Source organism: Aestuariibius insulae, from assembly GCF_040783535.2.
Lineage (GTDB): Bacteria > Pseudomonadota > Alphaproteobacteria > Rhodobacterales > Rhodobacteraceae > Aestuariibius > Aestuariibius insulae.
On the sequence record NZ_JBFONW020000002.1, the window covers coordinates 553,797 to 567,184 of the forward strand.

General features: G+C 60.6%; 14 protein-coding genes. 6 read left to right on the plus strand and 8 right to left on the minus strand.

All coding sequences use genetic code 11. From position 1 onward, the window contains the following. Window positions 1-382: 382 nt before the first annotated feature. The gene (locus tag AAD018_RS09015; protein ID WP_367315166.1) at window positions 383-583 is read right to left on the minus strand and encodes a hypothetical protein; all 201 of its coding nucleotides are present in this window, start codon (window positions 581-583) and stop codon (window positions 383-385) included. A gap of 246 nt (window positions 584-829) precedes the next feature. Here AAD018_RS09015 and dcm point away from each other — a divergent pair, with 246 nt between their 5' ends. The 5 genes from dcm (at window position 830) to AAD018_RS09040 (ending at window position 5,375) form a co-directional block, all read left to right on the plus strand. Beyond that, window positions 830-2,113, plus strand: coding sequence for a DNA (cytosine-5-)-methyltransferase (gene dcm / locus AAD018_RS09020; RefSeq protein WP_367315167.1), 1,284 nt, complete (start codon window positions 830-832; stop codon window positions 2,111-2,113). 38 nt (window positions 2,114-2,151) lie between these two features. Beyond that, complete coding sequence (locus AAD018_RS09025; protein ID WP_412005222.1) at window positions 2,152-2,586, plus strand: very short patch repair endonuclease; 435 nt, start codon at window positions 2,152-2,154, stop codon at window positions 2,584-2,586. A gap of 91 nt (window positions 2,587-2,677) precedes the next feature. Next, window positions 2,678-3,781 carry a type II restriction endonuclease gene (locus AAD018_RS09030; protein ID WP_367315169.1) on the plus strand — a complete coding sequence of 368 codons (1,104 nt, stop codon included), beginning with the start codon at window positions 2,678-2,680 and terminating at the stop codon, window positions 3,779-3,781. 816 nt (window positions 3,782-4,597) lie between these two features. After that, the gene (locus AAD018_RS09035) at window positions 4,598-4,753 is read left to right on the plus strand and encodes a hypothetical protein (protein ID WP_367315170.1); all 156 of its coding nucleotides are present in this window, start codon (window positions 4,598-4,600) and stop codon (window positions 4,751-4,753) included. 130 nt (window positions 4,754-4,883) lie between these two features. After that, window positions 4,884-5,375, plus strand: coding sequence for a hypothetical protein (locus AAD018_RS09040; RefSeq protein ID WP_367315171.1), 492 nt, complete (start codon window positions 4,884-4,886; stop codon window positions 5,373-5,375). A gap of 123 nt (window positions 5,376-5,498) precedes the next feature. Here the strand turns inward: AAD018_RS09040 and AAD018_RS09045 are convergent, their stop codons facing one another. Continuing rightward, entirely contained in the window at window positions 5,499-6,305 is an 807-nt protein-coding gene (locus tag AAD018_RS09045) for a DNA adenine methylase (protein WP_367315219.1), read from the minus strand. Between the two features lie 260 nt (window positions 6,306-6,565). On the opposite strand from AAD018_RS09045, the gene AAD018_RS09050 reads away from it, so the two are divergent. Further along, the gene (locus AAD018_RS09050) at window positions 6,566-6,910 is read left to right on the plus strand and encodes a thermonuclease family protein (protein WP_367315172.1); all 345 of its coding nucleotides are present in this window, start codon (window positions 6,566-6,568) and stop codon (window positions 6,908-6,910) included. An 89-nt stretch (window positions 6,911-6,999) separates the two neighbouring features. Here AAD018_RS09050 and AAD018_RS09055 read toward each other — a convergent pair whose 3' ends face one another. The 6 genes from AAD018_RS09055 to AAD018_RS09080 all read right to left on the minus strand — a co-directional run. Then, window positions 7,000-7,365 carry a hypothetical protein gene (locus AAD018_RS09055; RefSeq protein WP_367315173.1) on the minus strand — a complete coding sequence of 122 codons (366 nt, stop codon included), beginning with the start codon at window positions 7,363-7,365 and terminating at the stop codon, window positions 7,000-7,002. Window positions 7,366-7,409: 44 nt separating this feature from the next. Next, window positions 7,410-8,036, minus strand: coding sequence for a lysozyme (locus AAD018_RS09060; RefSeq protein ID WP_367315174.1), 627 nt, complete (start codon window positions 8,034-8,036; stop codon window positions 7,410-7,412). 67 nt (window positions 8,037-8,103) lie between these two features. After that, window positions 8,104-8,526 carry a hypothetical protein gene (locus AAD018_RS09065; RefSeq protein WP_367315175.1) on the minus strand — a complete coding sequence of 141 codons (423 nt, stop codon included), beginning with the start codon at window positions 8,524-8,526 and terminating at the stop codon, window positions 8,104-8,106. After that, the gene (locus AAD018_RS09070) at window positions 8,526-8,780 is read right to left on the minus strand and encodes a hypothetical protein (protein ID WP_367315176.1); all 255 of its coding nucleotides are present in this window, start codon (window positions 8,778-8,780) and stop codon (window positions 8,526-8,528) included. The genes AAD018_RS09065 and AAD018_RS09070 overlap by 1 nt, the downstream gene beginning before the upstream one ends. Further along, the gene (locus tag AAD018_RS09075; protein ID WP_412005223.1) at window positions 8,777-9,469 is read right to left on the minus strand and encodes a phage tail assembly chaperone; all 693 of its coding nucleotides are present in this window, start codon (window positions 9,467-9,469) and stop codon (window positions 8,777-8,779) included. Before AAD018_RS09075 ends, AAD018_RS09070 begins: the two co-directional genes overlap by 4 nt. Continuing rightward, window positions 9,469-13,388: glycine-rich domain-containing protein (locus tag AAD018_RS09080; RefSeq protein ID WP_412005224.1), on the minus strand; the 3,920-nt coding region annotated here is incomplete at its 5' end. The genes AAD018_RS09080 and AAD018_RS09075, both read right to left, overlap by 1 nt.

Genomic DNA, 13,388 nt, shown 5'->3' on the forward strand with positions numbered 1-13,388 from the left:
CTTTGTGGCTGATCTGGTGCAGTTGCGCCTCTACGTGTCCAAGTCGAGGATAAAGACAAAGACAACGACAGCCTTAGGCATTGGCAGCGGAGCAACCAAACGACAAAAGCAGTGTCGCGAAGCTGACATTTGGTTGGAGGCACTCGAGCATCTTCTTTTGGATGGGGAGCGGCCTGTCGCTGCACATACGACAGAAGTCGGCTCTGGGCCGTCCTCGAGGAATATGAACCGCTGTCCTAACGGGGATGCTGCGGTGGCCCCAATGACCGGCATGAGCCCAGAGCACCTCATGCGGCAAGACGCATAAATGGCGGCTTCTCAGACTAGTAGAGACGAGAGACACTACGTAACAAGCGTTGCGAAAATTTCGTCGAAGCAATCATCACATAACATCGGGGTATGCTTCAAATGCGTCTTTCCAAGCGTCCAGTTCACCGTCGGCGTTAATCAACCCGATGATCTCCCGACGCACTTCTGCGTTATCCTTTGCCGCCACAGTCATGAGAAGGGCGGTCGCCTTGATCAAGGTTTGCCTGTCAAGCGAAGCCGCTGTTCTGAGATCTATAGTTTCATTGCTCGTCATCTATTTGCTGCCTCTTATCAACACATATCCTTCACACGGCTTGAAGGCTAGCGACAAGCTCAACTCAGCCGGTACCAAACACTTGTAGCGTCGGATCGATTACGCGATATCAGAACAAAATACGAACAAATGTCAGAAACAGGCTTCTAAAGGACGCTGGGACAGATTATGACATGTTGTCAATAACAGACACGGAGCAGAGGCAGGCAGATGAACGCACATCCACGGACAGAATTCGCAGAGCTTATGGAGCGCGCCGGTCTCGACATCGACACGGCGGCGGAACTTCTGGGCGTGAGTGACCGGACGATCCGGCGCAATATGAAGGGCGAAGGCAAGCGGATCGACCAGCTCCGGCTGGAGAAGCTGCGCCAGACGGCCGATGCGCGCTGCACCGGCGAACGGCCCACTGGGTTCCGGTTCATCGACCTTTTCGCCGGGATCGGGGGCCTGCGCCTTCCGTTCGAGGCCATCGGCGGGCGCTGCGTGTTCACGGCCGAGTGGGACCGGTTCAGCCGGGAGACCTACAGCGCCAACTTCCCCGAGCCTGCCGACAGCGAACATGTCTTCGCGGAAGATGTGCGGCCCTACGCGGATGCGCCGGAGACAATCCCGGACCATGACATTCTTCTGGCCGGGTTTCCGTGCCAGCCGTTCTCGATTGCGGGCGTCAGCAAGAAGAACGCCCTTGGCCGTCCGCATGGTTTCTTTTGCGACACGCAGGGCACGCTGTTCTACGATCTGGCCAAAATCATCGACCATCACCGGCCCCCGGCCTTTCTGCTGGAGAACGTGAAGAATCTTGAGCGCCACGATGGCGGCAAGACCTTCGCTACCATCATCCATGTTCTGGAGAAGGAGCTGGGCTACCGGGTATTCCACAAGGTTATCAGCTCGACACCCTGGGTGCCGCAGAAGCGCGAGCGCATCTTCATTGTCGGCTTCAAGGACCACAGCATCGAGTTCGACTTCGACCAGCTTGCCGTACCGGAAGGCGACAGCCCTACCCTCGGCTCGATCCTCGATAAGACAGTCGATCCGAAATACACGCTGACCGAACACATGTGGACGTACCTTCAGGGCTACAAGGAGAAACACCGCAGCGCCGGAAACGGGTTCGGTTTCTCGTTGTTCGGCCCCAACGATGTGGCCCGCACCCTGTCGGCTCGCTACTACAAGGACGGCTCCGAGATACTGATCGAGCAGGAGGGCAACCGCCCGCGCCGCCTTACGCCGCGTGAGTGCGCCCGCCTGATGGGGTTCGAGAAGCCCAGGCAGACCGAGTGGAAAATTCCCGTCTCCGATACACAGGCCTACCGCCAGTTCGGCAATGCCGTTGTCGTGCCGGTGGTGAACGCCGTCGCGCAGCTCATGCAGACGCGGATCGCCGAAGCGATGGAGCTGGACGGCCGGGACGTGCCCGGAAACATCCAGGCACAGCTTCCACTGGACGAGAGGCGCGCCTACGCCGCCAGCGAAATGCCAGCCGAGCATCCGGAAATGCCGGAGGCCTCACTGGCGAACGCGTAATGCCAGCCGACACTGTTTCCGCCGCCGTCCGAAGCCGGATGATGGCCGCTGTCAAAGGGAAGAACACCAAGCCAGAGCTGGCGATCCGGTCTGCGCTTCACGGACGCGGATTCCGCTTCCGTCTGCATCGTAAGGACCTTCCCGGCAAGCCGGACCTCGTATTCACCAGCCGCAACGCGGTGATCTTCGTGCATGGGTGTTTCTGGCACGGCCATGACTGCCACCTGTTTCGCTGGCCGAAAAGCCGCGAGGACTTCTGGCGCGAGAAGATCGGTGCGAACATCGAGCGCGACCGGCACCAGTGCGAGGCGCTGGCGGCCGCGGGCTGGCGCATCGGCACAGTCTGGGAATGCGCGCTGAAGGGAAAGACCCGCCTGCCCTTCGACAGCGTTGTCGATCAATGCGCCATATGGTTGAAATCAGATTTAAAAACAATGGAGTTAAAGGGCGATGAAGCGCGGGCAACTGTCTGACTATTTTAAAGGCGTCGGAGTTAAACGCCTATCTGCTGTCGATGCAGAGCCAAAAAAATCAAATCAGCATGAAGTAAATACGACGAAGGCTATGAAGGATTTTCTCGGCACCGAACCCCATCATAAATCACCGGCCATTTATGTCTGGCTGGGTGGTGATCAGGACGGTATCAGTGAAGAGAGCTGGTTCACTCACTATGACACAAGGCTCAATAAACCCCGTGCAGCCGAATGGCGTCTCTATTATCCCTCAAATCCCATAACAGAGGCTATGAAGGCCGGAGACACACTGTTCCTTGCAAAAGACCACGGCAATGTCCTGTGGTTCATTGTGGCCCCCGAAGGGTCCACAAGTGAGCAACAGCTTCTCTGGTTATTTGGGCTGCGCCCTGAAGGCGAAGAATTCATCTCGCGAGGTTTTTCCGACGAAGACCCGGAGCTGGACTTTGCTGCACGCTTCATTCTGGACGAGATCGGCGTCGAGTTTGAAGAACCCGAAGCCGACAAGCTGGACAGTATCATTGAGAAGTTCGGCACAACATTTCCGAAGACGGCCGCGTTTTCCGATCTGGCCCGCCTCACCCTGCCCGAGGTGCGCGCCGAGGATGACCCGGACGCCGCGCTCATCGCGTGGCTGGACCATGAAGAAGCCCTGTTCCGGCGGCTGGAGCGCCGGGTCGTGTCCTCGCGGATCGAGGCGGGGTTCACGAATGCGGACGGCACGGACGTGGACGGCTTCATCAGTTTTTCCCTGAGTGTCCAGAACCGGCGTAAATCCCGCATGGGGCATTCACTGGAGAACCACATGGCCGCTGTTCTCAGAGCGCACGACATCCGGCATGTCCGGGGCGCGATCACGGAACACAAACACAAGCCGGATTTCCTGTTCCCCGATCTGGAGACCTATCAGGCGGCTCCGGCCGATGGGGACGTCCGTCTGACGATGCTGGGAGCCAAATCGACCTGCAAGGACCGCTGGCGGCAGGTTCTGGCGGAAGCCGAGAAGATCAGCCGCAAGCACCTTCTGACACTGGAGCCGGGGATTTCGGAGCCGCAGACAGATCAGATGGAGGCGTCCAGCCTTCAGCTCGTGGTCCCCTCCCCTGTTCACGGCAGCTACACCGAGGCGCAGCGCAGCTGGCTTTGGTCTGTCGGTGATTTTATCGGCGAGGTCCGGGCACGGGCAATGTCGTAGGCTTGCTAAATAGTGCAAACTAAATTTCCGCGATGGCCTTTTAAGCTTGCACATCTTGCGCCTGAAGCAAGAGTCCGTTTCCCGCGCGCCTTGGGGGAGCCGTGTGTTTCAGGGTATGCAAGGATCGTGTACGCTTTGGGCCGACTGCGGTCTTTCAGAGCTAGGGGATAGATGGCAGCAAAGCCCCGCAAGACAGCCGTTCAAGCGGGCTACCTCCGAGAGCCATATCTCCGTAGCAGCCGCTGACGGACACGCTCACGGGCCCTTCGGTCGCTCTTGTCCTCGCCCATCGCTGAACATGCGATGTCGAGCACGTAGCCGCCGTCAACAGACACGTTGGCCCACATCGACCTGATCCGGTCGTCTTCATCCTCAGACGGTTGCCAAGACGACGGACGACCGGTAGGTTTCCGCGGCTGTTCTATCGCGACCTCAGCCACCTCGATCGAGACACCGCGTTCATTCAATTCAGACCGCATGTTTCGAAGTCCTTTTCCAGCGCCGAGGTCCGATATTGCAAGCAAGACGAGCGTGTCCCCGCTCCGTAGATCTCGAAAGAGATGCCGTCGCTCTTCCCGGTTCGTTTTTTCTCCGTCGAGATAAACCCGCTCTGCCCCTACTGCCTCCAAGGCGCGCGTCTTTCGCTTGTATCCGTAGCCGATCTTCATTCGACGATATGTGGCACGACAGTTTCATACGCCGCAAGCTATGCATCTGTTTCGTACGCGTCAATATATGTTTCGTACGTTTCGTACTTGTGCGTGTGAAACATTGGTCTTATATCTTTGTCATCGAAAGCGAGGCAGAGGAACTGACATGAAAAAGAGCGTCGCATACTTCATGGAGCGCAAAGCTACCTTCGCCGATCTGCACGACGCAATGGATTGGGTGGCGACCGAGGCCAGCGGGTTCGGCATGACTGGCCCCGAGGCCGAGGCGAAAGGTTACGCCTATATCGCGAAAAGCAACTGATACTGATCAGGGAGGACCGTTTTCACCGGAAGGTATTGGCAAGGAGTATCTGTAAAAATTCCAGTCCAGTCTGGTAATGTGAGAAGAGCTAGAATCTCTGATAAACTCGCGATCAGGAAGGGAGGCGCTAATGAGTTCAGAGTACTGCTTGGTTGTCTTCAAAGGATTTGTGACATTTGTTTTCGTTGGAATAATCGGATTCTCTATCGAAAGCTGGTATTCCGCTTCACAAGCGGTCCGCGACCGACAGCGTGTGCTTTTGGAGACTAGTTACGACCACTTGGCTGACTTCAGTGCATCATTGGCCTATCTCAGGGCTACGGTGAGCAGAATGCCAGCGGATCAGTCCGCTACACCAGAAAACCTAGCAGACTACCGGGCGGCCTATAGGCAATTCAGCGAAGCAAAAGTGCCGTTCATTGTTGGTATGGAACAGCTTGGCATTGGCGACACGAATCTTATCTCGGAATTTGGCCAGCTGAACGAAATCGCGATAAAACTTGACAGGTGCTTGCTTGGTGCGAGAGGCGACGATTGCATCTTCCGCGAAGACTTTAAGCGCTTCATCAAACTGTCTACCAGCTTCGAGGGCGGAATGGTTCAAGCCCTGTCTACCCGATAATAGTGATCCAAAACTCATACGTTTCTGTCACCAGCGAAAACCACCAGATCGATTCCGTTGCCGATGACCGATCCGCGTTTTTCGCGGAAGTGGCACGGCAGCAACTGGAAAGCCATTAGGGCGTCAAAGCAGACCGACGCTGATCTCCCGGTTGCAGACAATCAGTTCCGGCGCGGCCTTCGCCTCGTGTTTCGATATGGTATAGGTCAACCTCGCCTCCTCGAAGTGAAACCCATCGAACAGGCGCCGTACCTCAGGCGTGTCGTTCATCGAGAGCAGGAAGGTGCCGTCGATCTTGGACAGCCTGTCCGCCATCTCCCGGATATCCCTTTTATCAAATAGCCCACGGCCGTAGTCCGCCTCATGCCCCCAGTATGGCGGATCGATGTAGAACAGGGTTTTGCGCCCGTCGTACCGCTCGAGGATGGCCCGCCAATCGAGATTTTCGAATATCACGTCCTCGAGCCGGGCGTGCGCGGCCTCCAGTAGCGGCTCCAAACGCGACAGGCTAAATCGGGAGGGGCGATCGGGCGCAACGCCGAAGACGCCGCCGAGCTGCCCCCCGAAAGCCAGCCGCTGCAAGTATAGGAAGCGGGCGGCGCGCTCTAGATCGGTCAGCGTGCTGGGATCGCATTTCCGGAGACGTTCGAACTCAGCTCGGGACGTGATCTGAAACCGCATCACCTCGATGAGCTGCGGATAGTGCCGCTGGAGGATGCGGAAGAGGTTGGTAATCTCGCCGTTGATGTCATTGGCGACCTCACATTTCGGCTTCCAGGTACGCCTGAGAAACACTCCCCCCATGCCGACGAACGGCTCAACATAGGTGGCATGATCGATCGCGTCGATCTTCTCGATGATCAGGTTAGAGAGCATTTTCTTGCCGCCGAGCCACGGGGCGACAGGTTTGGCCGCTGGTACTTGCCTCATTTTCGTCATGGGAATTCCAGAATCAGACCGCCCTCCTGCACCTGACGCGGAATGGGCGGCGTGTTCTTTCAGGAACGTCGGCGCAGTCGGTCTGAAGTTTGGCTGCGTGGTGGGTGCTGTTGGCGCAGCACCTGCCCCCTTTGGGGTCAATTTCGAGCGCCGCTTTAGGCGATCGAAAGGTTTTTCGTTGAGGGTCTTAGAGCGCTAGTTCTGCGCCTGAATTATTCGTCGGCTAACAAACATTTCGGAAGGCTTGTGCCATGCTTCTCTCATTCTGCGCCTTGCCGCTCGTCCTTGGGACCGTTGATGGCGACACCGTTGAATGCCTGCCCACCGGCGCCAATCTACGGCTTGAGGCGATTGATGCGCCCGAGCGTGGGCATCGCGCCGATTGTCGGTCTGAGCGTGACTTGGCAGAGAGCGCGACACGGCGAATGGAGGAACTGCTGAGAGACGTCGTAGCGGTCGAAGATAGCGGCCGAACGGGTGGCTACGGGCGGCCGCTAGTGCGTCTGAGGCTGCGCAACGGTCAAACCGTCGCGGAGGTCCTCATCTCCGAAGGACTCGCTGTGCAATGGGCTGGACGACGGCACGAATGGTGCTGACGGGATCAGACAGCGTGACGCGTCCATAATAAAGCCAGGCGACGGCCCAGCTCGAAGTGACTTAACCCCGACCTGGGCGATGGGCGGTTTTATCTTGGTTCAGTCTGCAGCTTGCCAAACGCCTCGTTCGCGTAGCGCTCGATCAGTCGATCAATGACACCATCTCCAGGTGTCAGTGCCGTCAAGGCGTCCGGCACGCTTTCCTTCAGATGGTGCACGACATGGGCCCGCAGATTGGCCAGGGCCATGTCCGGCCCGTAGCGCAGAGCGGATTCGACGCTGGTCTGGATCGCTTCGTGCAAAGCCTCGCGGTGGCCCTTCTCAATCTGGATCCCGGAGGCGGCCTCGATGGCGCCGGCCGCGCGGTTGATGAAGAGCGTCAGGAGGGCCGCGAAGACTGTTGCGATTGCCGTGATCACGGCCTCGGAGGATAGGATCGCGTTTAGAGTATCCATTGCTGGAGTCCTTTCTAGGTTCGATGGTTGGGGGTGGGGGTGGTTCAGATCGCGACGATGTCGCGGATGGCGTCGAGCTTCTCGCGGTCCGAGAGGCTGGTCTCGCCGGGGATGGGTTCGGCCGGGTCGCCGAGCAGAGCGCGCAGGATCGGCTCGATCGTGATCCGCTTGGCGGAGGACCAGACGGGCGTATGGCGGGCGGTCAGCCGGGTATACTCTGTCATGGTGCCGTCTCCGGCCCAGATGCCGTCGAAGAAGAGATCCGCCTCCGTTTCGCGCCTCTTGATGATCTCCGCCGGCTTGTTCCAAAGCATGAAGCTTTTGCGGGCCTGTTCGACCTCTCCGGCCTTCCAGTGATCCGGCCAGGACGCCGAGCGGATGGATCCGGTATTCCAGTGGAAGCTCAGCGCGGCGGCGAACTGAGTCTCGGTCAGATCGTGCCCCTTGAACTCGGCACGTACGGCCTCGGCATAGTTGTCGAGCGCCCAGGCGAAGACCTCGAGACAGCGGCGCAACGGTTGCGGATTGTCGATATAGCGCCGGACATTGTGCCCGGTCTGGCTCGTCAGTCCGACGCTCCAGGTCCAGACGCCGACGCTGTCCCTATAGGCCTGCCGGACAAGCCCCTCGTGGAATGCGACCTCCATCGCAGTTTTGAACGTCAGTTCCATAGCTCTCCTCCAACAAAAAAAGCCCGCGCGAGGCGGGCCGGTGAATAGGATCGGGGTGCGGTGTGGATCAGCCGAGCGGTTCGGCCGATGGGACGTCGAACGGGATCGGATCTGAGCAGCTCGGGCGCATGACGAAACTGAGGACGGCCGGCACCCAGCAAGGCGTGTAGAAGTAGCTGCCAGACGGCAGCGTCTCGCAGGCCAGATCGAAGATGACCGGACGATTGCCCCGCGCTTCATAGAACGCCCTGCCCGAGGCATCGCAGTCCTCGACTTGTCGGCCGTCGATCGTCTCAACCTGATCGGTGAACTGCATATGCATTGGCAGCGTGACGGTTCGGGTCAGGGACACCGATGGGAACGCCACGGCGACCCGCTGCACCTGCATGAAGGGCCAGAGGGGCGAGGCGAGATATAAGATCATAACGACAGCGACGATGGCGGCGATAACGTCCTTCGTGTCCCAGGCGGATCGTCTGAAGAACTGCATCACGAGCCCCGCCCGCCGAACCATTTGGTGATCTCGCGGATGGCGACGCCGAGACCGGCAAGGGTCGGCAGAAGCCAGATCAGCAGCCGCGTCACCCAGGACGCCCGCTGGAACGCCCGCACGACCGTCCGCATCTCATAGATCAGCGGGCGGACATCTTCGGGTGAGCCCTCCGGCACGCCATAGAGATCGCGCATCAGAACCCCCATCTGCTCATGCACCTCGACGAGCATCTCGCGTTCTTCATCCGTCATATCGGCCCTGCCTCGGTCCAAAGGGTCAGAAAGTCGTCGGCCTCTTCCGCGTCGCTCACCTGCTCGGCCTCGATGCCGATCGCCAGCGCGAAGAGAGCGTCCATTGCCATATCGTCCAGGCCCGTGGCGGCGGCGAAGGCCGACATGTCGCTATGGCTGCGCTGGAAGACCGTGATGTCCTCCAGCGCGCGCAGAACGGCCTCCTGCGCTGGCATGAGCGTGGTCAACAGCTCTGCCAGCGTTTGGTCCGAGGGCGCGGTACCGACATCCGGCGCGGGATAGAGGGTGAGCGCCTGCAGGAAAGCTCGGCGATGGGCGGAGGCCACACGGCGCCAGGCGCCTATCGCGACGACCGTCTGCGGGCGCCCTGCCCTAACCACCGGCCAATCCGGATCATGCGGGGTCTTAACGGTCTGCGGCAGGTCCCGCAGCTGCTGACGATAGCAGCGCCAGTCCAGACGCCGATCGGCCGGCAGCGTGGCGCAGAACTCTATCCAGTCGCTTGCGGCCAGCAGCCGATCCCGCTGGCGCCGCAGATCGTCGAGCGCCTCCGTGTCCGACTTGCCGGTGTCTTGCAGCAGGACCGCCCTGCGCCCTTCGATCTCGAACTTGCCGATCTCCTCCGGAGCGCAGATCATCCTGTCCTCGAGGGCACTGCCGTCCGGACCGTCGAGCCGATAGACCGCCATCAGCTCCCTCCCGCCAGATCGAGCCCGCCGCGATAGAAGATGATGACGAAGCCGCGCCCGCCTTCGCCGCTTTCGGCTTGGGCGGCGACGCCGCTATCGCCATTCGCAACTGCACCTCCGCCGCCCGTTCCGAGCCGTCCGTTGCCCCCTTTGGTCACGCTGCTGCCATTGCGCTGCAAGCGGGCATCGCCGCCTTGGAAGTTGTAGCCATCGCCCATGCGCAGGAACGGGATCGGGCTGCTCTGAACGCCATCGAGAATGTCCGGTATCGGCTTGCCGTCATCTCCGGCCCCGTTGACCGCGCCCGGGCTGGCAGCAACCGCGTTGAGCAAGTTGAAGCTCAAGGCGCCGCCGCTGGACGCGGCTCCAAGATCGCCGTCCACCGTGCACAGCGCGCCGCCGGCGTCGCCGCCCCGGAAATTGCCATCGCCACCGGACGCCGTGCCCCCGCTGACGCCGCTCACCTCGACCGGAAGGCTCTGCGAGGTGGCCGCTCGTCCGCCCCGGCCGCCATTTGCGATAAGATCGAGGCCAGCGCCCTGGAACCGGCTTCGATTGCCATTCTGACCGAAGGTCGCGCCGTTGCCGCTTTGCGAGACAGCGGCACCCCCGGCTCCGATGGTCACTATGTAGGTGTCGGTCGTGTTCGCCTCGATAATGTATTGACGAACGCAGCCGCCTGCCGATCCGCCGCCCGCGACCCCCTGCCTGACACCAAGATCCGCGACAGCCGCACCGCCGCTCCCTCCGCCTCCGACCACGTAGAGATCGACCAGACCGGGTCGCTTGAAGCGGAAGTCCGTCGTGCTTTGATCGATGAACTCGATATCGAGAGGTTCGATCGGGACGGTCAGCTCGCCGCCTGCAAAGGCCGATCGCTTGAGCGCTCCTCGAATGCTCACGTCGCTGCCGAAAAAGGCGGTGCCATCGCGATTGATCTGGAAGCCTCGCAAGTTCGGCAGCGGCTGAAAATTGTCCGACTGCAGCGAGCCACCAAAGACTGCGAGCTGCTCGACCGAAAGATCCTGCACATCGAGAAGATCGGTCGTAATTGACCCGGGCAGGATCACCGTATTTGCAGTCGATTTGCGCCGCACGATCGCGCGCCCGAAGAAAGCCTCGCCGTCATCATCCGGGTGAGCGGCTCGAACGATATCGATCCGCATGCTAACCGCTTCCGCCGGGGCTTGAACCTGACCCTCGAAGACAGTCCAGGCCGGGAAGGACCCTGCGCTCGGTCCGACCAGCCTCGTGGCAAATGTTCCCCCGGTCGCCTTTTTGAACTGGAAGGACACCAACAGACGGCAGGAGCCGGCGCAAAAGAGCGGGAACCGAACAGAGTAAAAAGCCCCGGCTTCGCAGGGCGTGGAAGGCTCTACGATGACGCGCAGATTCGATGGATTGACCGGAAAGCGCAGGACATGCTTGTCGGGATAGCCATCACCGATCTGCCCTTCGACAAGCTCGATCTGAGCGGATCGGACATCCCAAGGCCGAACGTCGCCGCTGAAAAACGGCGCATCGCGCACCAGATTGCCGCTGAAATCCGACACGACGAGGGCGCTCGCCCCGACCGTCCCGTCGATGATGAGCTGCCCGTCGAATTGCAGAGCGGCACTCGTGGCGCCCGTCGGATCGGTATATCGTACGATCTTAAGTTCGATGATTTCGCCATCTGGCGTCGTAACCGCGCCAAGGCTGAGCACGTCCTTGATGTTCTCTTCGACAACATCAATCTCGGCGATGGCCGTATCCGCCGTTGTACGGGCGTCCTCGATCTTGTCGCGCAGCGGATTGACCAGATCGCTTTCGGCCACGCCGTTTGGCACAGCCGGCAGGAACGGTGTTGGATCGCTCAGAGCGCCGGTGTTGAGCGCTTCGCGGATCACATAGCCCGTCGCGCCGATTGCGGGATCAGGGCGCAGAACGATGACCGGAGCGGCGCTGGCCGCGACGAAGACCTCCGGCTGGCCCGCCGCCGTCAGCGCATAGGCCCGGAACTCGGCAAAATCCTCGTTGATCGAGGCAGTGCCCTGCAGCGTCACGGTGTCGATCCCGGCCTTCGCGGTCCAGCCTGACGGAGGGAAGATGAAGAGCGGCGCCACGCTGGCCTCTAAGATCCCGGCCGGCACGAAGCCGCGCGTCCGTCCCTGATCGTCGAGAAACTGGATCTCGGCCTCGTAGGACGCCCCTTCCTGGACGGGATCGGTGAAGATCTCCGGCGCCCAGGGCAAGATGGCCGAGGTCGCCCAGGGACCATCTCCGACCTTGCGCCACCGGATTTGCGCGGAAACCGCCCGTCCGATCTGCGCCGTGGGCGGACGGGTCGCGACGCCGATCCGGGGCAGCGGAACGGCAGTGGCGCGCCGCACGACCGCAGTGGCGAGGTTCGAGCGGACGGCCAGCACCTTCGGGAAAGACGGCCCAGCCTCCAGCCCGATCAGATCGGTATTGATATCTGGATCATAGGTCGGGATCGGGCCCTGATCGGCCTGCAGAATCTCCGGGGCCGCATCGACCGCGTAGAGGGTTGCCTGGCCGTCCGCCTCCGGCACGATCCGGGTGACGATCAGATCGCGTTCGGCGTCCTCAACGCGCTCGATGACCGTCAGATCGCAGGGCTCGATATCGCCGGAAATATCGCGGTCGCAGATCCAAACAGGTCCGCGAACAGGATCGGGGACCTTTGCTTCGGTGTAGATTAGAAGATCACCAGCTTGTCCGGTCCAGTCGTTCCTGGGAGCACCCGCTACCATTGAAGATGTGAAACCAGAAAGATAATGCCCGACGTTACCTGCCGTCCACTTGCCGCCTAGATATGAACCGCCGATAGCAAGTTCGGACGCAACAAGACGACGGCCGATCCAAAGCCTCAGGCTATTGAGATCGGTATCGATCTCGACGGTCAGGTCAACCGAATGCCCGCGGAACGCCGAGTAGTCGAATTCTATGCGCGCCTGACCAGTCGCGCCTGGCTCGGTTCCCTGACCGGCTTGGGCGACCAATAGATCGCCGTCCACAAAAACTGCAAAACCGCTCCCAAATCCTCCCACCTCGGCAAGACATTCGGAAAGTGGAACAGAAGGCATCTCAACCGACTGGATCTGCAAAACGTAGCTTGCGGACTGCTTATTGGACGGAACAGACCACGTGCCGCCCCGAGCAATATTCGCATCGATCGCTAATTCTTCGACGACATCATAAGGCCACCAATCGTTGACTGATGTCGGCGGGCGGTCTTGCACCGCCGTCGCCGTGACCAGCTCGGAGACGGTATTCCACACCGAGAGCCGATAGTCGCCTGCCGGGGTCTCGAGCGCCTCGTCGAGCGTCAGCCGGGTGCTGGCGCCCTCGGACGCGATCTCCAGAATGCGGCCTGAGCCGACGCCGTTCAGCCGGACATCGTGCTGGAAGCGGAACTTCGATCCGATGCGCAAGGCGAGGTGATGGAGATCGACCGGGATCTGGATCTCTTCGGGCCGCAGCAGCAGCTCGGCCATGAAGTAACGGGCCAGCTTCCAGGCGTTGCCCGCGTTCTCTTCACTCTCCCCGATCACCGTGCCGATCAGGGACAGGTCGAGGAACTTGGAGGCGGTCTCGAAGCTGTAGCCATCGCGATAGACGATGATCTCGTCTTCCTGCCATTCGAGCCGCTCCGAGACAGCCTTGACCCGCAGCGCATGGAAGTCATCCACCTTGCGATGTTCGACGCGGAACCCGCCCCTTGTGTTGCGCGGGGTCAGCAGAGCCTCGACCGGCTGTCCGGCGGTCTCGCGCACGACGCCTGACTTGGTGCCTATGAACGTGTCGCGGGCCCGGCCAGCGGCGCAGATCGTGCTGACGAGCTGACCGATCCGCTGGTTGCCGCGCACGAGCAGATCGCAGCGCCAGTCCGGCTCCTGGTCCGCCCAGGCCTTGA